The organism is Nocardia sp. NPDC056564 (assembly GCF_042793755.1).
In the GTDB taxonomy this organism is placed as follows: Bacteria; Actinomycetota; Actinomycetes; order Mycobacteriales; family Mycobacteriaceae; genus Nocardia.
This window is the reverse complement of the sequence record NZ_JBHTUR010000030.1, coordinates 42,181-66,579: the sequence shown is the minus strand read 5'-3', so window position 1 is coordinate 66,579 and position 24,399 is coordinate 42,181. Positions and strand designations below refer to the sequence as shown.

At 69.2% G+C, this 24,399-nt stretch carries 21 protein-coding genes; 16 read left to right on the top strand and 5 right to left on the bottom strand.

Annotated features, from left to right (window positions below):
• Positions 1 to 48: 48 nt before the first annotated feature.
• Both ACFQ9K_RS42525 and ACFQ9K_RS42520 read left to right on the top strand, forming a co-directional pair.
• Positions 49 to 1,485, top strand: coding sequence for a threonine/serine exporter ThrE family protein (locus ACFQ9K_RS42525; protein WP_378722858.1), 1,437 nt, complete (start codon positions 49 to 51; stop codon positions 1,483 to 1,485).
• Positions 1,486 to 1,588: 103 nt separating this feature from the next.
• Complete coding sequence (locus ACFQ9K_RS42520) at positions 1,589 to 2,245, top strand: heme oxygenase (biliverdin-producing) (RefSeq protein WP_378722849.1); 657 nt, start codon at positions 1,589 to 1,591, stop codon at positions 2,243 to 2,245.
• Here the strand turns inward: ACFQ9K_RS42520 and ACFQ9K_RS42515 are convergent.
• On the bottom strand, positions 2,239 to 3,750 hold the full coding sequence (locus tag ACFQ9K_RS42515; protein ID WP_378722850.1) for a sugar transferase: 1,512 nt from the start codon (positions 3,748 to 3,750) through the stop codon (positions 2,239 to 2,241). The two genes, ACFQ9K_RS42520 and ACFQ9K_RS42515, sit on opposite strands and share 7 nt — an antisense overlap.
• Before the next feature lie 493 nt (positions 3,751 to 4,243).
• Between ACFQ9K_RS42515 and ACFQ9K_RS42510 the strand changes: the two genes are divergently transcribed.
• The 4 genes from ACFQ9K_RS42510 to ACFQ9K_RS42495 are packed head-to-tail and all read left to right on the top strand — an operon-like array spanning position 4,244 to position 7,999.
• On the top strand, positions 4,244 to 5,530 hold the full coding sequence (locus tag ACFQ9K_RS42510; protein ID WP_378722851.1) for a class I SAM-dependent methyltransferase: 1,287 nt from the start codon (positions 4,244 to 4,246) through the stop codon (positions 5,528 to 5,530).
• Positions 5,527 to 6,303 carry a glucose-1-phosphate cytidylyltransferase gene (locus tag ACFQ9K_RS42505; protein ID WP_378722852.1) on the top strand — a complete coding sequence of 259 codons (777 nt, stop codon included), beginning with the start codon at positions 5,527 to 5,529 and terminating at the stop codon, positions 6,301 to 6,303. The genes ACFQ9K_RS42510 and ACFQ9K_RS42505 overlap by 4 nt, the downstream gene beginning before the upstream one ends.
• Positions 6,300 to 6,950, top strand: a complete 651-nt coding sequence (locus ACFQ9K_RS42500; protein WP_378722853.1) for a PIG-L deacetylase family protein — start codon at positions 6,300 to 6,302, stop codon at positions 6,948 to 6,950. The genes ACFQ9K_RS42505 and ACFQ9K_RS42500 overlap by 4 nt, the downstream gene beginning before the upstream one ends.
• 2 nt (positions 6,951 to 6,952) lie before the next feature.
• Positions 6,953 to 7,999 (top strand): NAD-dependent epimerase/dehydratase family protein, encoded by a 1,047-nt coding sequence (locus ACFQ9K_RS42495; RefSeq protein ID WP_378722855.1) that lies wholly within the window; start codon positions 6,953 to 6,955, stop codon positions 7,997 to 7,999.
• Positions 8,000 to 8,012: 13 nt separating this feature from the next.
• Here ACFQ9K_RS42495 and rfbC read toward each other — a convergent pair whose 3' ends face one another.
• The gene (gene rfbC, locus ACFQ9K_RS42490; RefSeq protein ID WP_378984451.1) at positions 8,013 to 8,564 is read right to left on the bottom strand and encodes a dTDP-4-dehydrorhamnose 3,5-epimerase; all 552 of its coding nucleotides are present in this window, start codon (positions 8,562 to 8,564) and stop codon (positions 8,013 to 8,015) included.
• 56 nt (positions 8,565 to 8,620) lie between these two features.
• On the opposite strand from rfbC, the gene ACFQ9K_RS42485 reads away from it, so the two are divergent.
• Entirely contained in the window at positions 8,621 to 9,733 is a 1,113-nt protein-coding gene (locus tag ACFQ9K_RS42485; RefSeq protein ID WP_378722282.1) for a class I SAM-dependent methyltransferase, read from the top strand.
• A gap of 232 nt (positions 9,734 to 9,965) precedes the next feature.
• Entirely contained in the window at positions 9,966 to 10,565 is a 600-nt protein-coding gene (locus ACFQ9K_RS42480; protein WP_378722281.1) for an MspA family porin, read from the top strand.
• Positions 10,566 to 10,630: 65 nt separating this feature from the next.
• Here the strand turns inward: ACFQ9K_RS42480 and ACFQ9K_RS42475 are convergent, their stop codons facing one another.
• The 3 genes from ACFQ9K_RS42475 to ACFQ9K_RS42465 form a co-directional block, all read right to left on the bottom strand.
• Positions 10,631 to 11,470, bottom strand: coding sequence for a glycosyltransferase family 2 protein (locus ACFQ9K_RS42475; protein ID WP_378722280.1), 840 nt, complete (start codon positions 11,468 to 11,470; stop codon positions 10,631 to 10,633).
• Between the two features lie 3 nt (positions 11,471 to 11,473).
• Positions 11,474 to 12,853, bottom strand: a complete 1,380-nt coding sequence (locus ACFQ9K_RS42470) for a polysaccharide pyruvyl transferase family protein (protein ID WP_378722279.1) — start codon at positions 12,851 to 12,853, stop codon at positions 11,474 to 11,476.
• Between the two features lie 125 nt (positions 12,854 to 12,978).
• Positions 12,979 to 13,674 (bottom strand): TetR/AcrR family transcriptional regulator, encoded by a 696-nt coding sequence (locus ACFQ9K_RS42465; RefSeq protein ID WP_378722278.1) that lies wholly within the window; start codon positions 13,672 to 13,674, stop codon positions 12,979 to 12,981.
• Between the two features lie 100 nt (positions 13,675 to 13,774).
• Between ACFQ9K_RS42465 and ACFQ9K_RS42460 the strand changes: the two genes are divergently transcribed.
• The 8 genes from ACFQ9K_RS42460 (at position 13,775) to ACFQ9K_RS42425 (ending at position 24,397) form a co-directional block, all read left to right on the top strand.
• Entirely contained in the window at positions 13,775 to 15,580 is a 1,806-nt protein-coding gene (locus ACFQ9K_RS42460) for an FAD-dependent oxidoreductase (RefSeq protein ID WP_378722276.1), read from the top strand.
• A 150-nt stretch (positions 15,581 to 15,730) separates the two neighbouring features.
• Positions 15,731 to 16,798: a glycosyltransferase family 4 protein gene (locus tag ACFQ9K_RS42455; RefSeq protein ID WP_378722275.1), complete on the top strand. Its 1,068-nt coding sequence runs from the start codon at positions 15,731 to 15,733 to the stop codon at positions 16,796 to 16,798.
• Positions 16,795 to 17,976 carry a glycosyltransferase family 4 protein gene (locus tag ACFQ9K_RS42450; protein WP_378722274.1) on the top strand — a complete coding sequence of 394 codons (1,182 nt, stop codon included), beginning with the start codon at positions 16,795 to 16,797 and terminating at the stop codon, positions 17,974 to 17,976. Before ACFQ9K_RS42455 ends, ACFQ9K_RS42450 begins: the two co-directional genes overlap by 4 nt.
• Positions 17,977 to 18,049: 73 nt before the next feature.
• Entirely contained in the window at positions 18,050 to 19,333 is a 1,284-nt protein-coding gene (locus ACFQ9K_RS42445) for a lipopolysaccharide biosynthesis protein (RefSeq protein WP_378722285.1), read from the top strand.
• Positions 19,330 to 20,334 carry a glycosyltransferase gene (locus ACFQ9K_RS42440; RefSeq protein WP_378722273.1) on the top strand — a complete coding sequence of 335 codons (1,005 nt, stop codon included), beginning with the start codon at positions 19,330 to 19,332 and terminating at the stop codon, positions 20,332 to 20,334. Before ACFQ9K_RS42445 ends, ACFQ9K_RS42440 begins: the two co-directional genes overlap by 4 nt.
• Positions 20,335 to 20,343: 9 nt before the next feature.
• Positions 20,344 to 21,744, top strand: coding sequence for a hypothetical protein (locus ACFQ9K_RS42435; RefSeq protein ID WP_378722272.1), 1,401 nt, complete (start codon positions 20,344 to 20,346; stop codon positions 21,742 to 21,744).
• The gene (locus tag ACFQ9K_RS42430) at positions 21,735 to 23,015 is read left to right on the top strand and encodes a Wzz/FepE/Etk N-terminal domain-containing protein (RefSeq protein WP_378722271.1); all 1,281 of its coding nucleotides are present in this window, start codon (positions 21,735 to 21,737) and stop codon (positions 23,013 to 23,015) included. The genes ACFQ9K_RS42435 and ACFQ9K_RS42430 overlap by 10 nt, the downstream gene beginning before the upstream one ends.
• A 44-nt stretch (positions 23,016 to 23,059) precedes the next feature.
• Entirely contained in the window at positions 23,060 to 24,397 is a 1,338-nt protein-coding gene (locus ACFQ9K_RS42425; protein ID WP_378722284.1) for a glycosyl hydrolase family 28-related protein, read from the top strand.
• The last annotated feature ends 2 nt before the right edge of the window (positions 24,398 to 24,399 follow it).

The window sequence follows — 24,399 nt, the reverse complement described above, 5'->3', positions numbered from 1 at the left end:
CGGGTCGATCATCTGGGCCGGCGGCGCCTGTTCCGGCGCGGCCGGCGGATGCCGGTGGTGAGCCAGGCGGTCGGCAAGCTGGTGGCCGATCGCCCGGCGACCGCGGACACGATCGTCGCGGCGCCCTCGCCGCTGCAACCGATCGACCTCACCGACGACGCGGCCGTCACGGAGGTGCTGGATCTCGCCGTCCGGGTCGGCGAGGTGGTGCTCGCCTCGGGCACCGGCGTGAACGACACGACCGCGCAGGTCCGCTTCATCGCCGCCACCTACGGCCTGGCCCGCTGCGACGTCGACGTCACCTACGACGCGATCAGGATCTTCGCCGACCGCGGCCCGCGGCTGCCGCCGGCCAGCACCATGCGCATCGTCAACTACCGATCCCTGGATTTCACCCGCCTCGCCGCGGTCGACCGCCTGACCCGCCGCATCCGCAACGAGGTGGTCGCGCCCCAGGACGCGCACGCCGCGCTCGACGCGATCACCACGGCTCCGCATCCCTACCACCGCTGGACCGCCACCTTCGGCTGGTCGCTGCTGGCCGCCGCCATCGCCGCGCTGCTCGGCGGCGGCGTCGTCGTCGCCGCGGTCAGCTTCGCCACCACGCTCGCGATCGACCGGGCCAACCGGGTGCTCAACCGCTACGGCCTGCCGTTCTTCTTCCAGCACATGGTCGGTGGCGCGATCGCCGCGACACCGGCGGTCGTGCTGGCCACCCTGGCCGGACCACTCGGCATCGACGTGGACCCGTCACTGATCATCGCGGCCGGAATCACCGTGCTGCTCAGTGGATTACAGCTGGTCGGCGCGGTCCAGGACGGCATAACCGGCGCCCCGATCACCGCGACCGCGCGCATGCTCGAGGTGATGATGATGACCGGCGGCATCATCGCGGGCATCGCGATCGCGTTGCGCGTCGGCTGGACCCTCGGCGCCGTCGTGCCGCCGTTCCTGCTCACCACGCGCGACATCACCGACCTGCCGGTCAAGATCGTCGCCGGTGCCGTCGCCGCGCTCGCGTTCGCGCTCGCCTGCTACGCGGAGAAGCGCGCCCTCGCCGCGGCCGCGGGCAGCGGCGCCGCGGGCACGATCTGCTTTCTGATGGTGCAGCAGGCCGGCTTCGGCCCGGTGCTCTCCTCCGGCGTCGCGGCGACCGTGATCGGCATGGCCGGTGGCCTGATGGCCCGCCGGGCGCTGACCCCGCCGCTCGTCGTGGCGGTCGCGGGCATTACCCCGCTGCTGCCGGGCCTCAAGCTCTACCGCGGCCTCAACGCCCTGCTCAACGATCAGCTGGTGATCGGCGCGAATCAGTTGCTGGCCGCGTTCGGCGTCGGCTGCGCGCTGGCCGCGGGCGTCACCCTCGGGGAATGGTTCGACCGTACCGTTCGCCGACCGCGCATCCTGCGCCGCTTCGGCGCCCTGCGCCGCCCGACCGTCCGGCGCATCCGGCCGCGGAGCCGGCGCAGGCCACCGCCCATTCAATGAGCAAGGTGCGTGCGTCCCACACCGGGAACCTGTATCGTCGGACGTGTTAGTTAGGGTACCCATACTCGGTGACCCGCCGATGCTCAGGTGAGGTGGTTCGGACATGTCAGAGGCAGCACCGTTCTCTACGCAGATCCGCAGTGCCACCACCGAACAGCACGTGGCGGCCAACACCTCGCGGTTCATGACCGACATGCTCGGCGGCGCGCTCGGGGTCGACTCGTATCACCGCTACACCGGTCAGCTCCTGTTCGTCTACCGCGCGCTCGAGCACCGCTGGGACACCCTCGCCGCGGATCCGGTCGCCGGGCCGTTCATCCGCCCCGAGCTGGCCCGCACCGCCGAACTCGAGCGCGACCTCGACCACCTCGTCGGCCCGCGCTGGCGCGACGAGCTCGAGCCGCTCCCGGCGACCGCCGCCTACGCCGCCCGCATCGATGAGTGCGCCCGCGACTGGCCTGCCGGTTACGTCGTGCATCACTACACCCGCTACCTCGGCGACCTGTCCGGCGGACAGATCATCGGCAAGACGGCCGCGCAGCTGTGGAACCTGACCCACCGCGGCGACGGCGTCCGCTTCTACGTCTTCGACGCCGTCACCAATCCGGCCGCCTTCAAGCGCGAGTACCGCGCCCTGCTCGACCGGTTGCCGCTCGACGACCTCGAACGCCGCCGCGTGCTCGACGAGGGCAAGCAGGCCTTCGCCATGAACACCGCGGTGTTCCACGAACTGGCACAGGAGTTCCCGGCGGCTCAGTAGGCGCCCGCGCCGCGGGTCACCGCGCCGATGGTTCGCGCGATGAGCAGCAGGTCCAGCACCATCGACCAGTTCTCCACGTAGGAAAGATCAAGCCGCACCGAGTCTTCCAGGGATAGATCCGATCGTCCGCTGACCTGCCACAGCCCGGTGACCCCCGGCTTGACCAGCAGCCTGCGCCGCATCTCGCCGTCGTAGCTGTCCACCTCGCGCTGGACCTGCGGGCGCGGCCCGACCACGCTCATCTCCCCGCGCAGCACGTTGAAGAACTGCGGTAGCTCGTCCAGGCTGAACTTGCGGATCACCTTGCCGATCGGGGTGATTCGCGGGTCGTCCTTCATCTTGAAGAAGACCGGGTTGCCCCCGTTGCGTTCGATCAACGCGTCCACGCCCGCCTCGGCCTCGGTGTACATGCTGCGGAACTTGATCATCCGGAACGGCTTGCCGCCGCGCCCGATTCGCTCCGACAGATAGAACACCGGACCCGGGCTGGTCAGCTTCACCGCCAGCGCGATGCCCAGCATGGTCGGCGCGATCAACACCAGCACCGCGGCGGCGAAGAGCACGTCGAACACCGCCTTGCCCGCCGACTTCGCGCGGTCGTATTGCGGTTTGGCGATGTGCAGCATCGGAACTCCGGCGACGAAACGATTCGTCAACCGGGTCCCCGCGATGTCCACCACGCCGGGCGCGACGATCAGTTCGACACCGAGCGGGTCGAGCTCCCAGGCCATGCGGCGCAGTTCTCGCGGGCCGAGATGGTCGGTCGCGGTGACCGCGACGGTGTCGGCGCCGCTGCGGCGTACCGCGTCGAGCACGGTGCGGTCGCTGCCGACCACCGAGAACGTGTGCCCCGACGGTTCGCGGATGTACTCGGTGATCTCGTTGAGTCCGTTCGGGATACAGACACCGACCACCCGGTAGCCGGACGCCGGGTCGCCGGCGAACGCGTTCGCCATCGCCTGCGCCGCCTCCGCGCAGCCGACGACGAGCACCGAGGTGCGGTACTCCCCCTGCGCGCGTAGCTGCCGGGCGTGGATCCGCCAGAGCAATCTGCTCAGCATCAGGCCGAACAGTCCGAGTGGCAGCGCGATGGCCAGATAGCCTCGGGCGAACTCGATCTGGAATACCAGCGAAACGATCGCGAGCACGCCGAACAGCCGCAGCGTCGCCGAGACCAGGCGCCGGTACTCTTCACTACCGCTGCCGACGACCTGCGGCGATCGGGTGTGACCGATCGCCAGGAACGCGGCCCAGGCCAGCGCGAGCGCGCCGGAGACGACCGTGTACCCCACTTCATAGGGCAGCTGCCAGGCCAGCGGTGGCGCGGCGGGTCCGCCGAATCGGATGACCTGCGCGAGCACCATGGCCGCCACGATCACACCGAAATCCGTTGCGCCTAAGCGCCTTACATACTCACCCTGCCAACGTTCGCGCTCGGAGCGCGGCAGGGTATGCGGCGATCGACGATAGTCCAGATCGTCGTCGTCGGCGAGCTCGAAGCTCATACAAACGCACCTCCCCACGGGAGAGAAGAAAACTAGCCCCCCGATCTGCACTGATCGGTCCCCACGGCACAAACTTGACCGCCTCGGGTGTCCCGTCCTTCGGCGGTCAAGTGCCGATTGTTACAGAACACAATCCGTTTCACATGTCGAATCATCAGGGCGGCAAAGTGTTCCACGCGGTAGCCGATAAAGGAACGGTCGGTTTGCCACCCCGGTACGTTTCGGCGCCGCGCGGCGTATGCGACCAGGTGGCGAACTTCAGCCACCCCCAGGCGAATTCATCCCATCACGACCGAACCACTAACGCGGTCGATAGCCGCGGGGACGCTACCCGCCGGAAACAGTTGAAAAGTACCGGAAATTACTTCCTGGCCAGCCGGTTTCAGCTACGACACGCGGGGCTTTCGTTGTAACGTCTCACTGGATCGAGTCGACGTCAGGGGTGCGCCGGCAATGCGCCGGAGAGCGAAATCTAGGCAGAAGGTGGGCTGCGTTGCAGTGTCGATTGTGTGATTCCGAACGACTGACGAGTGTGCTCGATCTGGGCGCGACACCACCGTGCGAAAAGTTCCTCGCGGCAGACGAACTCGATCTTGCGGAACCAACCTACCCGCTACACCTGCGGCTGTGTGCGGACTGCCTGCTCCTGCAGATTCCGGCATTGATCACACCGGCCGAGACGTTCACCGAGTACGCCTACTTCTCCTCCTACTCCGACAGCTGGGTGCGGCACGCCAAAACCTTTGTCGCACAAGCGATCGAGCGGCTCGAACTGAACCAGGACGCGTTCCTGGTCGAGGTGGCCAGCAACGACGGCTACCTGCTGCGGCACGCGGTGGCGGCGGGCATCCCCTGCCTCGGCATCGAGCCGTCGGTGAACGTCGGCGACGCCGCCCGCGCGGCGGGTGTGCCCACCGAGACCACCTTCCTCGACGAGCAGTCCGCGGCGAAGATCCGCGCGACGCACCGACCGGCAGACCTGGTGGTGGCCAACAACGTCTACGCCCACGTGCCCGACCTGCGCGGCTTCACCAGGTCGCTGCGCACGCTGATGGCCGACGACGGCTGGCTCTCCATCGAGGTGCACCACGCGCTGAACCTGATGCGCCTCGGCCAGTTCGACACGATCTACCACGAGCACTTCCAGTACTACACCCTGCATTCCGCCCAACGCGCGCTGGCGACGGCGAACCTCGCGGTGGTCGATGTCGAACTGCTGGACACCCACGGCGGCTCGATCCGGGTGTGGGCCCGGCCGGCCGAAGTGGGTGCCGTACCCAGTACTCGAGTCCGGGAAGTCCTTCAGCTGGAACGAGATGCGGGCCTGCACCACGTCGAGGGCTACGAGGAGTTGCGCACCCGCACCGAGACGGTCCGGCACGACCTGCTGCGCTTCCTGCTCGACCAGCGCGCGGCGGGCAAGCGGGTGGTCGGTTACGGCGCACCGGGCAAGGGCAACACCCTGCTCAACTACTGCGGCATCCGCACCGACCTACTCGAGTACACCGTCGACCGAAACCCGTACAAGCACGGACGATTCACCCCCGGCACCAGGATCCCGATCTATTCACCCGACCGGATCGAGCTGGATCAGCCGGACGTCGTCGTGGTGCTGCCGTGGAATCTCGAAACCGAGATCACCGAGCAGCTCCGCCATATCGCCTCGTGGGGCGGCCGATTGGTCTACCCACTCCCGGTACTGCACAGTGCCGACCTCACCAGTCACAACGACGTGAACAACGCAAGAAAGACGGAAATGACAGGGAGGGGAGCGCGATGAAGGTTGTGCTTTTCTGCGGCGGATACGGCATGCGGATGCGTGACGGCACCGATGACATGATCCCGAAACCCATGCAGCTGGTCGGTCCGCGACCGCTGCTCTGGCACGTGATGCGTTACTACGCGCACTACGGTCACAAGGAATTCGTCCTGTGCCTCGGCTACGGCGGCCTGCACATCAAGAACTTCTTCCTGACCTACCAGGAGTCGGTCTCCAACGACTTCGTCATCCGCGACGGCCAGGTGCAGATGCTGCGCTCCGACATCAGCGACTGGAAGATCACCTTCGTCGACACCGGCCTGGAATCGCCGATCGGCGAGCGGCTGCGCCGGGTCCGTGAGCATGTCGCCGGCGACGAGCCGTTCCTGGCCAACTATGCCGACGTACTCACCGACGCCCCGCTGGACGAGATGATCGACAAGTTCACCGCCTCCGGCGCGGCCGCCTCGATGATGGTGGTGCCGCCGCAGTCCTCGTTCCACTGCGTCGACATGAAGCCGACCGGTGAGGTCAAGGAGATCATGCCGGTGTCGCGAATGCCGTTGTGGGAGAACGGCGGCTACTTCGTGCTGAGCCAGGAGATCTTCGATCTGCTGCCGCCCGGCGGCGATCTGGTGGCGGACGCCTGCGGCACGCTGGCCGGGCAGGGCAGGCTCTTCGGCTACCAGCACCTCGGATTCTGGAAGCCCGCCGACACGTTCAAGGAGCGGGCCGAACTCGATGCCGGCTACCAGTCCGGCAAGCGCCCGTGGATGGTCTGGGAGAACGCGTGATCCGGCTGAACGTCGGGGCGGTCGACGAGATCGCCGTGCTCGGTGCGCATTGCGACGACATCGCCATCGGGATGGGGGCCACGCTGCTGACCCTCACCCGCGCGCGCCCCGGCCTGCGGGTGCGCGCACTGGTGCTCTCCGGCGGCGGCACCGCCCGCGCGGACGAGGAAGTGCTCGCGCTGGACGCGTTCTGCCCCGGCGCCGAGGTCGACCTGACCGTGCTCGACCTGCCGGACGGCAGGGCGCCCGCGCATTGGGACCGAATCAAGAACGAACTCAACGTTTTTCGTGCACGGGTTGATCCCGATCTGGTATTCGCCCCGCAGCGCGGGGACGCGCACCAGGATCATCGGCTGCTCGCCGAACTGGTGCCCACCGAGTTCCGGGACCATCTGGTGCTCGGCTACGAAATCCTCAAGTGGGAGGCCGACACTCCCGCACCCAACTTCTATCACCGGCTCACCGCGGAACTCGCCGAAGAGAAGTCGCGGCTATTGCTGAAGCACTATCCGTCCCAGGCCCACCGGGACTGGTTCGACGAACAGGCCTTCACCGGCCTGACCCGGGTGCGCGGCGTGCAGTGCCACACCGCGCACGCCGAGGCGTTCGTGCTCGACAAGGCTGTCATCGATTTCGGAGGTTCCTAGCCATGCGCGTCCTGCTCACCGGCCACCAGGGCTATCTCGGCACCGTCATGGCGCCGATCCTGCGGGCCAACGCGCACGAGGTGGTCGGCCTGGACGCCGGCTTCTTCGCCGACTGCGTGCTCGGCGACCTGCCCGGCGATCCGCCCGGCCTGACCATGGACCTGCGCGACGTGACCGTCGAGCAGTTACGTGGTTTCGACGCGGTCATCCACCTCGCCGCGCTGTCCAACGATCCGCTCGGCGCGCTGGCGCCGGAGATCACCTACGACATCAACCATCACGCGTCGGTTCGCCTGGCCCGGCTGGCCAAGGAGGCGGGCGTGCGGCGATTCCTGTACGCCTCCACCTGCTCGGTCTACGGCGCGGCCGGTGCGGATCTGGTCACCGAGGACGCGCCGCTGCACCCGATCACCCCGTACGCGGAGAGCAAGGTGCGCGTCGAGGACGACGTGGCGGCGCTGGCCGATTCCGGCTTCTCCCCCGTATTCCTGCGCAACGCAACGGCATTCGGCTTCTCGCCGCGGCTACGCGCGGACATCGTGCTCAACAATCTGGTCGGCTACGCCACGCTGACCGGCGAGGTGAAGGTACTCTCCGACGGCACGCCGTGGCGGCCGCTGGTGCATGCCCGCGATATCGCGTGGGCGTTCGCCAACTGCCTCACCGCGCCGCCGGCCGCCATCCACTGCCGAGCCTTCAACATCGGCACCGAGGCCAACAACCTGACCGTCGCCGACATCGCACGCGCGGTGGTGGAGGCGGTGCCCGGCTGCACGCTGAACATCACCGGCGAGAGCGGCGCCGACCCGCGTTCCTATCGGGTCGACTTCTCGGCGGCTCGCTCCGCCATCGGGTTTCGCGCGCTGTGGACCGTGCAGGCCGGGGCGGACGAGCTGTTCCAGGAGTACACCGCGCGCGGCCTCACCTACGACGACTTCTTCCAGCGGTTCACCCGGCTGCCGCACCTGGAACGGCTGCGCGACGCCGGGCTGCTCGACGAATCGATGCGCCGGATCCAGCCCGGCACCGCTCGTGTTCCGGCCGGCTAGGCGCCGGCCGCCGTCACAACGCCGCGAGCAGCTGCTGCCAGCTGCCCGCGGCGGCGTCGCGGGCGGACACCACGGTGACCGGCCGCGGCCAGGCGATGGCCAGATCGGGATCGTTATAGGCGACGCCGATGTCCTCGGCGGGGTCGTGCGGGCGATCGATGCGGTAGCAGACGTCCGCGCTGTCGGTGAGCGCCTGGAAGCCGTGCAGGAAGCCGGGCGGCACGTACAGGTGCCGGAACGCCTCGTCGTCCAGCCGGAACGCCTGCTGCCTGCCGAACGTCGGCGAGCCACGCCGCACGTCGACCAGCACGTCGTGCACCGCGCCGTGCGCGCAGCGCACCAGCTTCGCCTCGCCGCGCCCGGATCGTCCGTGCATGCCGCGGACAACGCCGGCCCGCGAACGGGATTGGGAGTCCTGCTGGAAGGCGGCCGCGGCGCCCGGCCTGCCGAGGTAGGTGTCGAACTCGGCCGCGTCGAACGTTCTGGTGAACAGGCCGCGGTCGTCGCGGAACGGTTCGGGGACCAGGACGAGGACGTCGGCGAGCTCGGTCTGCTCGATGCGCACCAGGCCATGGTGCCACGCGCGCCCGGGTCCGCGGCGCGCCACGGAAAGGACGCACCGTGACCACTCCCACCACCGCGCGGCGCTGCCGTGGTTGCGGCAGCATAGATCTCGCCCCGGTGCTCGATCTCGGCATGGTGCCCGCCGCCGACTACTTTCCGCCCGCCGCCGCCCCGGTCGGCCTGGCCGAGGGCGCGCATCCGCTGCGCATGGACCTGTGCACGCCCTGCGGCCTCGCCCAACTGGCCGAGGACGACACCCGCGCCGAGGAACCACGCGGCATCGAGCCGGCGGCACTGCGCGAGCAGGCCGCGGACGCGGTCGCCAGGGTCGCGAAAGCCGGTCTGCTCCAAGGCAAGACCGTGCGGGAATTCGGCAGCCCGCACGGCGGCACCTGGGTGCCGCTGCTCACCGGACGCGGGTACACCGCCACCGACGGCGTCGCCGATGTGGTGCTGGACTGCTTCGGCCTGATGCACGAGCCCGATCAGCGCGCGGCCTTCGCCGAGCGGGCCGCGGCGACCGCGCCGGACGGCCTGCTGCTGATCCAATTCCACTCGCTGGCCACCATCGTCGCGTCCGGTCAGTGGAACGCGCTGCGGCACGGCCACTTTGCCTACTATTCGCTGTCCGCGCTCGGCCGACTGCTGTCCGCCGCGGGCATGAGCATCACCACCGCGTGGCAGTTCGATCTGTACGGCGGCACCGTGCTCGTGGCCGCGCGGCACGGTACCCGGCCCGCCGATGACGCGGTCCGCGAGATCCGCGCGCGGGAAGCCGGCTACACCGATCCGCTCGCGGTCGGCAGCCTGCAGCAGGCCGCGGACGGGCACGCCGAGGTGCTGCGCCGCTGGCTGATCAGGCATGCGGCGCAGGGTGATCGGGTCTTCGCCTACGGCGCGGCCTCGCGCGCGGTGGCGCTGTTCAGCCTGGCGGGTGTCGATCGCGGGCTGATCACCGCCGTCGCCGACGCGTCGCCGGCCAAGCAGGGCCGCCGGATGCCGGGCACCGACGTGCCGATCATCGCGCCCGCCGAACTGGTCGCGGCCCGGCCGGATCTGGTGCTGCTGACGCTGCCCGACCTGCTGCCCGAGGTGCGCGCGCGCTACCCCGAACTCGACGGTTGCTGGATCGTCGACGACCCCGCCGACTCGGCCGTCAAGGGAGGATGAGTTGCCTCGAATTCGCTGCCCCCCAGCCTATTTGTCTCCGTTTGCTCTATGCGCTTGATCTGACATGATTTCGTTTACCGAACACCTGACAGCCCTGGATGGTCGATGAAGTTCTTCGCTCCCGCGTGCCGGGGAGCGGGCGTCGAGCGAACTACCACGCTCGGCCAGGTGTGTGTGCAGAGGGGACAACCTGATGAGGGAAATACCGCAGCAATGCGGCCGAAGCGTCCGTATGTTCGCGATCGCCACGGTGTTGGCGTCGGGGCTGGCGTTCGGGACCGGCACCGCGGGAGCGGTCGTCGACAGCAGTAACCAGATCGTCGATCAGAAGGATCGTTCGATCGAGGCGATCCAATCCGACACGCGGATCGACTTCGTGCCGCCGTTGGATGGAAACCCGTTCACCCGTGAGTGGTTCCACATGGGCGAGGCGGCGTTCAAGGTCAGCGGCCCCGGCGCCGAGGACTGGCGTGGGCACATCACCGTCGGCTACCAGGTCGGCTATCCGGCGACGCTGAGCGGACGGTTGAAGTTCGGCTACTCGACCCCGGATCTCGGCGTCGACCTCGGCGGGGACAGCGGCGCGCTGCTCAAGTTGAACGGCCTGATCCCGCGGGCGGGCATCGAGCTCGAGGTCGGTCTCGGCCCCGGCATCCAGACGGTCGAATTCGCGGGCGGCGACGTCGCGGGCACCGGCGGCTTCATCCGGATCGGCGGCTTTCACGGCACCGTCACGGGTGTGGTGGGCCAGACCACGATCCGGCCGTTCGTGAAGCTGGTCAGCGGTAGCGGCGACACCGTGTACACCTACGGGCGGCTCTGGGCCATCTGAGCGCTGTCGAACGCGACGAAGCCGCCCTGGATCGGTCCGGGGCGGCTTCGTCGTGGTCCGGTCGGTCAGACCAGTAGATCCGGCCGGTTCCGTACGGTCGCCACCGTGCGAACCCGCAAGCGGTACAGCGCCGCTCGGGCCAGCCGGGTGTCCCCGGCCAGCACGTCGCCGCGACTGACCAGATGCGGGTAGTCGCCCGCGATGCGGTGATGGAACCGGTACATGTCGGTCAGCTTGCTCACCGTCGAGGTGCGGCTGCACAGGTTGAACGACGAATTACGCCACGCGGCAAGGATTTCCGACATCCCGAAGAACGCCCCGAAGGACGAGACCCGGGCGAACAGGTCGACGTCCATCGGGAACACCAGATCGCCGCGCAACCCGCCGACCTCATCGAAGTGCTTGCGGTAGAACATCGCCGCCGCGGTCGGCCCGAAATCGGCGGGGCCGCGCCGCACGATCACCCGGGCCAGTGCCCGCGCGCTCTGCTTGCCGAGCAGCCCGGCCAGGCCGAGTCCGGTCTCCAGCACCGCGCCGTCCTCGTCGATCACCTCGAACCGGCTCGACGAGATGGCGATCGACGGGTCGTCCGCCATCACCGCCAGCTGCGCGGCCAGCGCACCGGGACGCAGCACGTCGTCGGCGCAGACCACCTTGATCAGGTCGCCGGTGGACGCGCCGATTACCTTGTTCCAGTTGTCCCCGATCGGTAGCACGGACTCGTTGCGCAGCACCCGGATTCGCGAGTCGTCCACCGCGTGCGCGATGTCGCCGGTGTCGTCGGTGCTCGCGTTGTCCAGCACGACGAGTTCGAAATCGACGTCCTGGTCCAGCACCGAACGCAGTGTGGTGGCCAACGTGCGGCCGGAGTTGTAGGCCGGTACGCAGACCGACAGTCGTGTCATGGCTTATCCACCTCGATGATGGCCCGGGCGCACCGGGCCGCTTTCCACCAGGCGGAAGACTCGTTCGAGTCCGGCACGGCTGGCTTCGATCTGTTCGATGGCCTTGCGCTGCAGGCTTTCTCGAAGCTCCGGAGCCTCGGCCCAGGCTTCGCGCACGGCCGCGGTCAGCGCCTGCTCCAGGGCGGGATCGTTCAGGTGCACGACCCGTAGTCCGGCGCCGAACATCCGCGACAGCCCGTGGAACTTGTCGTCGTAGTACTCCGAGGCGGTGATGCCGATCGCCGGAATCCCTTGGGAGAGCGCGAACACCGCGAGATGGTAGGCGCTGGTGACCAGCACCCGGCAGCCCGCGACCTGGCGGGCGACATCGTGCGGCGTGCCACCCCGCCCGACCGCGGGCCGTGCCTCGGCCGCGCCCGCCAGCAGCGGCAGCGTGGAAAGCCGGTCCTCCGAGGCGTATTCGGAGATGATCAGCGGCACCACGCCGGCCTGGAGTTGCCCCGCACAGCTGCGCACCACCCGGCCGAGCGTGGCCTGCGCGGTCGCGCTGACCCGCGAGTAGTCCGCCACGCGCAGGCACAGACCGAGGTCCGCGCCGATCGTGGCCTTGCGCAGGCGGTAGGCGAATTCGACCGCGTCGTCGCCGGTGACCAGCACCCGTTCCGGCGCGACGCCGAACCGCGACAGCAGTTCCGGCCCGCGCCGTCCCTCGCGCAACGCCACGAAATCCACGCCGGGTAGCACCTCGGCCGCCCGCCGCACCAGCGCCGGATCCCGCAGCGGTCCGAGGCCCTGGCCGATCAGTGCGGTCGGAATGCCCCGTGCGCGAGCGTGTTCGAGCAGGTTCAACGTGCGGTGCGCCTGATACCGGTCCACGTCGGTCATGTATCCACCGCCGAGCGCGAGCACCAGCGACGCCTGCTCGACCGCGGCGGGGATCTCCACCGGGAACTCGGTTTCCGCCGGCGTCGCGACGTGTTCGGTGATGCCGGGACCGTTGGCCCGGCGCCGCGCCGCGGAGCGCAGCGCCCGGAGCCGGTCCTTCGGACCATCCGTCGCCGCCCGCCAGCGTAGTGCCGCCGGACCGACCAATCTCGTTCCGGCCGTTCGGGATAGGCGTCCGGACCAGCCGTCGCCGCCCCAGCTCCAGTCGGGTCCGCACAGCGGCTCCGCCTCGGGTAGCAGCGCCCGCAAGACGCCCGGCTGGTGCGTGAGCACCCCGATACGCGCTCGCGGCCAGCGTGCCCGCAGCCGCTCGACCGTCACGGCCATCATCGCGATGTCGCCGCGGTTGCGCAGCCAATATTCGCCGTTCTCGACGAGCACCCGGATATCACCCTCGGCGATGCCCGCGCGCTCGGCCTCGGAACCTACGGTCCCCACTGTCCATACCCTCCCGCCAGCCCCCCGCGGGTCGGTCCGTGCCGAGCACGAACCCGTCCTGAAATTTACCCCACGCTATGCATCGCGGCCACCGAACGCGGAGTTACCGGCCAGCCCCGGGCAACTCAATCCGTTGCGCGCGAATGTACTTCGTGCCGACCGGATTGTTTGGTAATCCGCCCGCCATAGAGCGCGCTGAGCGACGCGCCGGCGAATGCCGTGCAGTAGTCCACGAGTTCCTCCATCGGGACGGTCACGCGACCGCCCTGTTTCTCCACCAGCACGCGCTCGAGCATGCCGACGACCGACAGCGCGTAGATGTCGACCAGTTCGGCCGGCGGCGGCGTTTCGGGGCGCGCGCCGGTCGCGGTCGCCGCGACCAGTCGCGCGAATCGCCACAGCGCCTCGCGCATGCGGTGTTCCGCGCCCGCGCCGGTGGGTTCGACGAAGACGATCCGGAGTGTGCGCGGATCCTCGGCCAGCGCGAAGAGGTAGGTGCCGATGCCCGCCCGCAGCTTGCGGGTCCCCTCGGGCGGCTGCGCCGCCACGGCCACGGTCACCGCCTCGAACAGCTCGTCGATGACGCGGTCGAACACGGCGGCGAACAGCTCCGCGGTGCCGCCGAAGGATTCGTAGAAGTACCGGTCGGTCAGCCCGGCCGCCCGGCACAGGTCCTTGACCCCGGTCGCCGAGTAGCCGTGCGTCCCGAACAGCTCGAGCCCGGCGTCCAGCAGCTTGTTCCGTCGCGCCGCGACCCGGTCCGCCGCGCCGACCCCGCCGTACGGCCGGACCGGTCGCCGCTGCTTGGCCTCACCGCTCATCGGGGCCCTTACTCGTCATCCCCGCATTGTCTCCCATCTCGACCGCCCATCTGCTAAATATGACTATCAGGATAGTCAGAAATGCGAACGGGGTCGTGCAGTGACAGCTCACTTTCGAGACAGCGCGGTCAGCAGGCGGGCGGTACTGCGTGGCGCGGCCGGTCTGGCCGGGGCCGCCGGTCTGGCGGCGACCGCGGGTCCCGCGGCGGCACAGGTGACGCGCAGGCGAAACGGCCCGGCCCGCAACACGGTCGCGGTACTCGGCGCAGGCATCGGCGGGCTCACCGCGGCGCACGAACTCGCCGAGCGCGGATTCGAGGTCACCGTCTTCGACCGCAAGGAACTCGGCGGCAAGTCCCGCACCATCCCCCTACCCGGCACCGGCGCCGACGGCCGCGCGCCGCTGCCGGGCGAGCACGGTGCGCGCGGCTTCACCTCGTTCTATCACCACGTGCACGACACCATGCGCCGCATCCCGCTGCCGGGCACCCGGAACACGGTGCACGACAATCTGGTTCCGTTCTCGGTCAACGACCCGCGCTATCCGCGCGCCAACGACCTTCCCGACGGCTTCCCGCTGATGTTCGGGTTCTACTTCGATCCGCGGCAGGCGCTCACCCCGGAAGGCCTGCAGCGCATCCTGATCGAGGGCTTCCTGAAGAACAACCTCATCCCGCTGCCCGAGGCGATCCACATGGCCGGCCGGGTCGTCACCTACCTGACCTCCAGCGAGGACCGCCGCTTCGGCCAGTGGGAGCACGTCAGCTGGTGGGACTTCGTCGGCGCGGCGAGCCGCTCACCCCAGTTCCAGGCGCTGGCCGCGACGGGTTTGACCCGCGCCCTGGTCGCCGCGAAGGAGTACGTGGCCAGCACCAGGACGATGGGCAACATGATGGAGGCCTTCTTCCTGGCCCTGCTGCGCGAGCTCACCGGCGGACCCAAGGTGTACGAGGTGCTCAACGGCCCGACCAACGAGGCCTGGCTGGATCCGTGGCTCGCCCTGCTGCGCGACCTGGGCGTGCAGTTCCGGCCCGGGCACGCGGTGGCGGGGTTCGAGATCGCCGGCGGGCAGCTCGGCGGCGTGCGAATTCGTATGCCGGACGGGTCAACTCGGCTTCATCAAGCCGACTGGTATGTCTGCGCCGTGCCGACGGATCGCGCCCGGGGGCTCTGGACACCCGAAATCCGCGGCCTGGCCCCGGCGCTCGCGCGGATGGACGAACTGACCGTCGACTGGATGAGCGGCCTGCAGATGTTCGTCACCGAGAAGCTGGAACTCGGTGCGGGGTACAACATCTACCTCGACGCGCCGTGGCGGCTGACCTCCTACTCCCAGCGCGCGTTCTGGGACGTCGACTACGCCGCGAAGTACGGCGACGGCACCATCCAGGACGGCCTCACCATCGACATCTCCGACTGGGATACGCCCGGCATCCTGTTCGGCAAGACCGCGAAGAACTGCACCCACGACGAGATCTACCAGGAGACCTGGGCCCAGCTGACCGCCGCGCTCAACGACGACGGCAAGATCCAGCTGAAGGACGGCATCGTCCGGGATTGGCTGCTCGACCCGGGCATCACCTGGCAGAACGGGCGGAACCAGAGCGATGAACCGTTGCTGATCAATACGATCGGCTCCTGGGCGGCCCGGCCCGAAGCGCGCACCGAGATTCCCAACCTGTTCCTCGCCGCGGACTACGTGCGCACCGACTTCGACCTGGCCACCATGGAGGGCGCCAACGAGGCCGGGCGCACCGCGGTCAACGCGCTGCTCGACGCCGCGGGCTCGTCCGCCGCACGGGTCCCGATGTACACCCGCGAGTCGATTCCCGCGTTCGAACCGCTGCGTCAAATGGACGCCGCGCGGTTCCGTGCCGGGCAACCGAATCTGTTCGATTTGGGGTGACCCGTCGGTAGCTCGCCGACTGCCCGACCAGAAGGGCCACAGTCCCCTAGACTTTTGCGGGAGAGGCGAGTTCACCGACAGCGACTCGCCCGCCATCACCGCCAGTAGGGGGCATGGGTGACGGGTTGCACCGAAACAGTCCGGGTGCACATGACGGGTTCCGAATGGTTCGCGTCCGCACCCGGCGGTCTCAATCGGTACTTCACCGAGCTCTTCCACGCGCTCGTCAGACAGCCGGCCGCCGAGGTGTCCGCCGCGGCCTTCGGCACGGCCTCCCCCGCGGCCCCCGGAGCCCAATCATGGGGCGGCTCAGACGGTTCCACACTCCGGCGAGCGCGCACCGCATTCTTGGACCGGGCCGAACTGGGCCGCGACACCGTGCTCGATCGGCACTTCTGCCTGTACGGCCCGGCGGCCATCGGCCGCCGCGGACGGCTGCCGCTCGTCGTCCACTTCCACGGGCCGTGGGCCGCCGAGAGCCGGCTCACCGGACAGAGTGAAACGGCGGTGCGCGCGAAATACCTGCTCGAGCGCGTCCGTTATTCGGGCGCGGACCGATTCGTGGTGTTGTCCAACCACTTTCGCGACGTACTACATACCGACTACCGGGTTTCCCTGGATCGCATCGCGGTCATCCCGCCCGGCGTCGATCTCGACCGCTTCCACGCCGCACCCCTGCCCGAGGCGCACACCCGGACGGTGCTGTGTGTTCGCCGGCTCGAACGCCGGATGGGCATCGATACGCTGCTGCGCGCCTGGCCCGCGGTGCTCGCCGAACACCCGGCGGCCCGGCTGGTGATCGTCGGCACCGGCACCGCGGCGGCCGAATTACGCTCCACCGCAGCACCACTCGGTGATACCGTCACCTTCGCCGGGCACACCCCCGATCAGCGCCTGACCGAACTCTACGAACAGGCGGAACTGACCGTCGTGCCGACCACCGCCCTCGAAGGATTCGGTCTGATCGCGCTCGAATCGCTCGCCGCCGGCCGCGCGCCCATCGTCACCGACTGTGGCGGACTGCCGGATTCGGTGCGCGGGCTCGACCCCTCGCTCATCGTGCCGGCCGGCGACGCCGACGCGCTCGGCGCGCGCCTCGCCGCCGCGCTGCACGGCGCCGTGCCGAGCCCGGCCCGATGCCGGGCACACGCGGAAACCTTCTCCTGGGATGTCACAGCCGAACGACATCTCGCGATGTACCGGGAAATCAGGCGATGAGTACCGCCCTGTTCCTCGCACACACCGCGGCGCCGTCCGGCGCCGAGCTGGCCACGCTGCGGCTGGTCGCGGCCCTGCGCGAGCAGGGGCGCACGCGGGTCGCCATGGCCTACACGGAGGACGGCCCGATGGTCGAGCGGATGCGTGCGCGCGGCGTCGAAACCCGCGTGGTGCGTGGGCGATTCGACAGCCGGGCGATGACCATCGACTCCGGGCCGCTGCGCCTGGTCGCCGGGTTCGTCGCGCTGCTGCGGCTGGGCTGGTCACTCGGTGCCACCGCCAGGGAACTCGGCGCGGAGGTCCTGGTGGCGGAGAGCAGCAAGGCCTTGGTGATGGGCGCGGTCGCCGCCCGGCGCGCCCGGATTCCGCTGGTCTGGCAGGTGCACGACCGCATCGCCGCCGACTACTTCGGGCGGCTGCCCACACTCGTGCTGCGCCTGTTCGGCCGGCTGTGCAGCCGCGGCTATCTGGCCAACAGCCGAACGACGTTGCGTACCTTGCCGATCGGCCGCAGGCCCGCGATTGTCGCCTATCCCGGCGTCGAACTCGGCACCGAGATCGCCCGTCCGGACCAGCGCGCGCCCGCCGACACCGTCGTCGCCGTGGTCGGCCGGTTGTCCCCCTGGAAGGGTCAGGACGTCCTGCTCCGCGCCCTCGCGGCCACGAAAGTGCGGCCGCGCCGGGTATTCCTGATCGGCGGCACGTTCTTCGACGAGGAGCCCTACCGCGCCGAACTCGAACGGCTGGCCCGCGACCTGGCGCTGCCGGTGACCTTCACCGGCCACGTCGACGACCCCACCGAATACCTGCGCGACAGCGACATTCTCGTGCACAGCTCGGTGCTGCCCGAGCCGTTCGGGCAGGTCGTGGTCGAAGGCATGCACGCGGGCTGCGCCGTGATCGCCTCCGGCCCCGGCGGTCCCGCCGAGATCGTCACCGACGGGGTGAACGGACTGCTGGTCACCGGCGGCGACGAACATCAGCTCAGCACCGCACTCGACACCCTCATCGGCGACCAAGCCCTGCGCGGCAGGCTGGCCACGGCGGCCCGCGTGCGCGCCAAGGACTTCGACATCACCGAAACGGCGCGCACGGTCGCCGCCTTCCTCGACGACATCGCACAACGCAACGACGCCGCGGGCACATCACATGCATCGGAGAGAACCCCGCATGGCTGAACACCCCGCCCCCGAGGTCCCGGACCGCACGCAAGCCGCCGGCGCGACGCATCGCCGAGCTCCGCAGCACCGCATGGGCTTTCTCGGCATCATCCGCGATATCGGCTACGTCAGCTTCGGCAAGTACGGGCAGTACGTCGTCACCATAGTGACCGTTCCGCTCACCGCCAGGGTGCTCGGCACGCACGGGCTCGGCCTGCTCGCGATCGGCATGTCGGCCTACTTCATCGGCTCGCTGCTGGTCGACCTCGGCATCACCTCGTATCTGGCCGCCCGGGTGCACGACGCGGGCCTCGGCGGGGACCGCCTCCGGCACATCAACCAGTTGCGCGGCGACTACCTGGCCATCCGCGCGAGCTCGCTCGGCGTTCTCGGGGTCGCGCTGCTGTTCAGCTACGCGGTCGGCGCGCCCATCCATCTGGAGATGATCCTGCTCGGCTTGTTCGCGGGTGGGTTCTGGTCGGCATCCGAGGACTGGCTGCTCATCGGGCAGGGCCGCTTCGGCGCCTCCACCGCCTACCAGGGTGTCGGCCGGATCGGCTATCTCGTGCTGCTGGTCGCGGTGCTGCCGCGCATGCCCAATGCCCAGGTCGCGGTGCTGTGCCTGCTGGTGTCGTCCATTCCCACCGTCGTGCTGACCTGGTGGGACTCGCTGCGCACCTTCGGCCCGCCGACCCGGCCGCGCGGCGTGCGCACCGTGTTGCGTACCGGGGCACCGGTTTTCATCTCCCGACTATTGGTGACGAGCTACGGGCAGGGCGCGGCGGCGGTCTACTCGGCGGTCCTCGACGCGGTATCGCTCGGTCTGTATTCGGCCGGGGATCGTTTGGTCCGGGCCATCCAATCCACCTTGGACCCCATCGGTTTCGCGCTCCTGCCGCGGATGGCGCGCAAGAGTACCGACGACAACTTCTGGCGGCACGCCCTGCAGGCCCTGCTCGCCTGCGTCTGTACCGCGGCCGTGGCGGCCGTCGCGGTCTGGCTGACCGCACCCTGGCTGATCCACCTGGTGTTCGGCGAGGATTTCGCCGCCGCGACCGGACTGCTGCGGGTCGAGATCTTCGTGCTGCCCGCGACCGCGATCACCTCCTTCGTCACCACCGCCGTACTCCCCGTGCGCCAGGACACCACCGGCGTGCTGATCGGCGCCGTGCTCGGCACCTGCGTGGCCGCCGTCGCCCTGGGCATCGCGTTCCGCACGCACTCGGTGTGGACGCTGGTCTACGGCACCGTGGTCGTCGAATTCACCGTCGCCGCTTGGTATCTGCTGCGAATCCGTACGTTGATGAACCGCGAGCGAGTAACGACCGCCCCCGACCCCGCGATTGTGCTGATGCGGGAGGAGGGCGGGACATGAGAATTCTCTATCTGGGGGATGACTGGGTCGGCAGCAACGCCCACTCGCTCGCCGACGGCTTCCGGCAGGCCGGGCACGACGTGGTCGTCGTCGACACCACCCGGGTCACCCTGCCGGCCAGACTGTCGCCGCCCTGGGTCTATTCGAAGCTCGCGCGGCGCCGCGCACCCTGGAACGTCGACGCCCTGCACACCGAGATCGAGCAGGCCGCCGCGGCGTTCCGGCCGGACCTGGTGTTCGCGTTCAAGGGCATTCACCTCGATCAGCGCAGGCTGCTCGAGCTGCCCGCCGGACTGCATGTGCACTACAGCCCCGACGACGTGGCCAATCCCGCGAACACCAGCGCGGAATACCTTGCGCACGAAGCGGACTGGGATCACATCGTCACCACCAAGCGGCACAACGTTGCCGAGCTGCGCGATCGGGGCGCCCGCGCGGTCACCTTCGTGCGCAGCGCCTACGACCCGGCCTGGCATCACCCGGCCGCGCGGCGCGGAACCCGCCGGTTCCTGGTCGGATTCATCGGCGTGTGCCGCCCGGATCGCCGAGCCGAACTGGTCGGCCTCGCCCGCACCCACGGCTCCCGCATGCTCGTGCGCGGGCCCGGATGGCGGCGCGTCCCCGAATTGCGTTCCACCGGAGCCGAAATCGGCGGCGCGGTCTACGGCGAGCGTTACTCCGAGGTGATCGCCGGCGTCACCGCGAACCTGGTCCTGCTCAACTCCGACAACCGCGACACCCACACCTGCCGCACCTTCGAAGTACCCGCCGCCGGTGGCCTGTTCGTCGGCGAGCGCACCGACGAGCACGCGGAGCTGTTGCAGGACACCAGCGAATGCTTCCTGTTCACCACCGCCGACGAGCTGTCCGCGATCCTCGACTGGTGCGCGGCGCATCCGGACAAGGCCGACGCCGTGGCCGAGGCCGGATATCGGCGGATCGTGGCGGGCGATCACCGCTATGTCGACCGGGCGCGGGAGATCATCCATGCGATCAGCTGAGTCCCGGTCATGACCGCCACCACCGAGGTGCTGCTGATCGCCCTCGCGCTCGCCACCATCGCGGTGGCGGCCACCAGGATTCCGGGCGTGGCCCGGGTATTCCTGATCGCGCAGGCGGCGTTCTGGTCGCTGTCGTATGTCGCGCGCCCCGTGGTGCTGCTGTGGGTGCAGCCGCAACCGCATTTCGGCGACAATGTGCCGGACCCGCGCCTGGTTCTGCTCGGCTACGATCGCGGCATCGCGCTGGTGTTGCAGCACGTCGTGTTCGGCCTGTGGGTGTACGCGGGATTCGTTGTCGCCTATGCCCTGTGGGCCCGGCGGCACCCACCCGCCGAACAACCGTCGCTCACCCGCGACCCGGATTTCGTGCCGACCCTGGCCGCGATGTACGGCGTCGGCCTGCTCGGCCGGGCCGCGTCCTACGCCTCCGGTTCCATCGGCAGCGCGGGCGATGTGGAAAGCGCCAATCCGATCCTGGCCTTCGTCGCCATCCTGGCCACGATCGCCGCCCTCGGCCTGATCATCTTCATCCGGCCCGAGCGGCCGCGCACGACCTGGCTGGTCATCGGCGGACTGCTCCTCGGCGAGCTGGCCTGGACCGCGATCGTCGAATCGAAGACCCCGATCATCGGCGCGGCGATGGCCGTCGCGGTCCGCTTCGCCATCCTCGGCTGGACCAAGCGCAAGGCGGTCTCGGTCGCGGCCATCGCCGTGCTGGGCATCGGCGGGTTCGGCTGGCTGCAATCGCTGAAGCAGACCCAGTACGCGAAGGCCGAATCGGCGCTGACCGATTCCGGCTATCCGCCGATCGTGCAGCCGTTCCTCAGCATCCTGCGCCGCTTCGACCTGCTCGAGGCCGCCACCGACGCCTACTTCCACCAGCCGGGCTTCTGGCTGACCCCCGCCGAGGCGCTGCGCCACGCCACCTACAGTCTCGTCCCCAGCCAGCTCCTCGGCACGACCAAGTTCCAGTCCGGTACCGAGTGGGCGATGGAGGTGCGCGGGGCCTCGGTCGACATGACCAAGGTGTCGGTCTCGCTGGCCGAGGGCAATCTCAACGAGGGCTTCGTGCTCGGCGGCTATCCGGGCGTGGTCGTCTGTGCCGCGTTCACCTTCCTGCTGTTGCTCGCCTGGGCCAGGGCGCTGTACTCGCGCTTCTTCCCGGTCGTGGTGCTCGGGCTCGCCATGACCGGCGCCTCGGCGCTGTTCGAACGCGGAATCCTCGGCAGCATGGAGAATCTCGGCAAATTCCTGCAGGCCGCCGTGCTGGCCTGGCTCATCGCACTGGTGGTCCGCGAGTACCGGCGGCGTACCCGGATCGAAACGACTTCTACCGCAGGGCAAGACGCGCGCAGCGCGCAATTCGTCGGGGCATCCACCATCGAACAGAGAGAGTCCCCATGGGGTTGATCGACTATTGGCATATCGTGCGCCGGCGCTGGGTCATCATCGTCGCGGTGGTGGTGCTGTGCCTAGGCGCATCGGCCGGATACCTGAGTACGTTGCCCACCACGTATGTCGCCACCAGCAGCATGTATGTGTCGATGGCGACCGGCACCTCGGTCAACGACTCCTACCAGGGTGGGCTGGCCGCCCAGCAGCGCGTGCGCTCCTATCTGGACCTGGCCACCAGCACCACCGTCGCCAAGCGGGTCATCGACGACCTCGGGCTGAAGCTGTCCGTCGCCGAGGTGCAGAGCAGGATCAAGGCGTACTCCCCGCCGGCCACCACCAACATCGTGCTCACCGTGCAGGCCTCGACCGCCGAGGGCGCGCGCGACTTCGCCAACTCGGCGGTCGCCCAATTCCGCAGGCTCGTCGACGAATTGGAGACGATCGAGCGCGATGCCGCGCCGGCGGCCAGGATCACCGTGGTCGACCGCGCGGAGGTGCCGTCCGGGCCGAGCGGGCCGCAGTCGACGCGCATCCTGTTCCTCGGCCTGCTGGCCGGTCTCGCGCTGGGCTGCGCGGGCGCCTTCGTCCGCGACCGCACCGACCGCACGTTGCGCACCTCCAACAGCCTGGAAGCCATTCTGCCGGTGCCGATCCTGGGCATCATCGACGCGGGCCGCCCCGGCGCGCCGGACGAGACCCGCAGGTTGCGCACCCGGCTACTCCGCGAGGGCGAGGCCAGAACCCTGCTGCTGACCAGTCTTTCGGCGCGGTCCGAGCCGGACGTGGCGATGACCCTGGCCAAGTCGTTCGCCGACATGGGCGCCAACGTGGTCCTCATCGACGCCGACACCACGGGCAACGGGAGTTCGCGTGCCCTGGCGAACACCGGCGTCGGCCTCGCCGGGGTGTTGCGCGGGACCACACCCGTGCACGACGCGTTGACCGGATGGGCCGAAACCGGTGTCTCCGTGCTGCCGCTCGGCGAGGCCGACAGTCAGACCCCGGACCTGCTCGCGTCGGAACGGTTCGCGGCGATCGTCGCGAAACTCCGCACCGACTATGACCATGTCGTGGTGCAGACCGCACCGATCACCCACGCCGCCGACGCCATCGCACTCGCCCCGCTGTGCGAACAGACCATCGCCGTCGTGCTGCTCGGCAGCACCAGCGCGCCGCAATTGCGCGGCGCCCTGGCCACATTCGGCGACAACAAGCTGACCGGCGCGGTAGCGTACAGCCAGCCGGGCAACCGGCTGCAGCGACTTACCGGGAGGCTGCGGCTGTGAGCAACGAAGTGGTTCGTCGCCACGAGACGGTCGGCCGGCGGAGCATGCTCGCCGCCGCGCTGGGTGCGGTGGGTGCGGTGCCGGTCCTGGCGGCCTGTGACACCAGCGAGTCCCCGGCGACACCGAACATCGAATTCCGTTCCCCGCATGTCACCGACGCGCCTTCCGCGCGCAATGTGCGCGACTTCGGCGCGATCGGCGACGGCGTCGCCGACGACACGGCGGCCATCGCCGCCGCGGCCGCGGTCAAGGACGCGCCGCTGGTGATGTACCTACCCGCGGGGCACTACAACGTGACCGCGTGGCCCGAATTGGGCGACTACGCCACCGTTCTCGGCGACGGCGCCGACGTCACGGTGGTCAACTGCGCGGCCGATACCACGCTCATCTCGCTGCGCCGGCGCAGCCGGGTGCGCTTCGCCCGGCTCGGCTTCTACCTATCCGGGCCGAAGGCGACGGCGGTGCTGCTCTCGGAATGCTTTCGCTGCTCGTTCGATTCGGTGGTGATCCGCGGCAACCACATCGCCGAGAACCATCCGCGCTACCTCCAGCAGCGCGGCGTGGTGCTGGAGGGCAACACCGGCGGCACCGCGTTCCTCAACTGCGACATCAACAATTTCGGCATCGGCATCGTCACCTCCTGTATCCAGAACTACGTCACCTCGTCCAAGCTCACCAGCAACTACGTCGGCGTGCTCGGCACCGGCAACGACCACAACGCCGGATTGGCGCTCACCAACGTCGAATTCGTCTCCGACTCCGACCCGAAGACCACCGACAAGCACATCCTGATCGACGGCGCGGCCAACGACTGGTGGCTCACCAACGTCTGGTTCGAGGGCGCCGAGGTCGCGCTGTCCGTCGGCAAGGCGGGCGGCGGCGGGCCCGCGCAGTTCGGCATGATCAACTGCAAGGTCGCCGCGCGCTCGGTCGGCCTCGATCTGATCTATTGCCGCCAGCCCTATCTCGCCAACGTCCAGTTCGACAAGGACCTGGAGAAGCCGCCCGTCGAGCTGCGGATCGATCCGAACGGCTGTCCGGAGGGGACCGCGGTGAACCTGATCTCCACGGCGGCGGATGATCTCAACCCGACCCTCTTCCCGCCGCACTGGCACGTGCTCGGCCGGACCAGCATGCACGCGCCGACGTTCACCGGGACCATGGTCGGCCGGGCCGGACGCGGCGACACCGACGTCTTTCAGACCCAATCGGCCGACGGCGCCCTGCGGTCGGCGGTACTGTCCAGCGGGACTTGGCTTTCCGAGCAGACCGAGGGCGGAATCGTACTCAAAGACGCGTCAGGGACATATTGGCGGCTGTCCGTCTCCACCGAGGGCGTGCTCAAGACGATGTCACTGGGCAAAAACCGGCCCCGCGAGTAGGC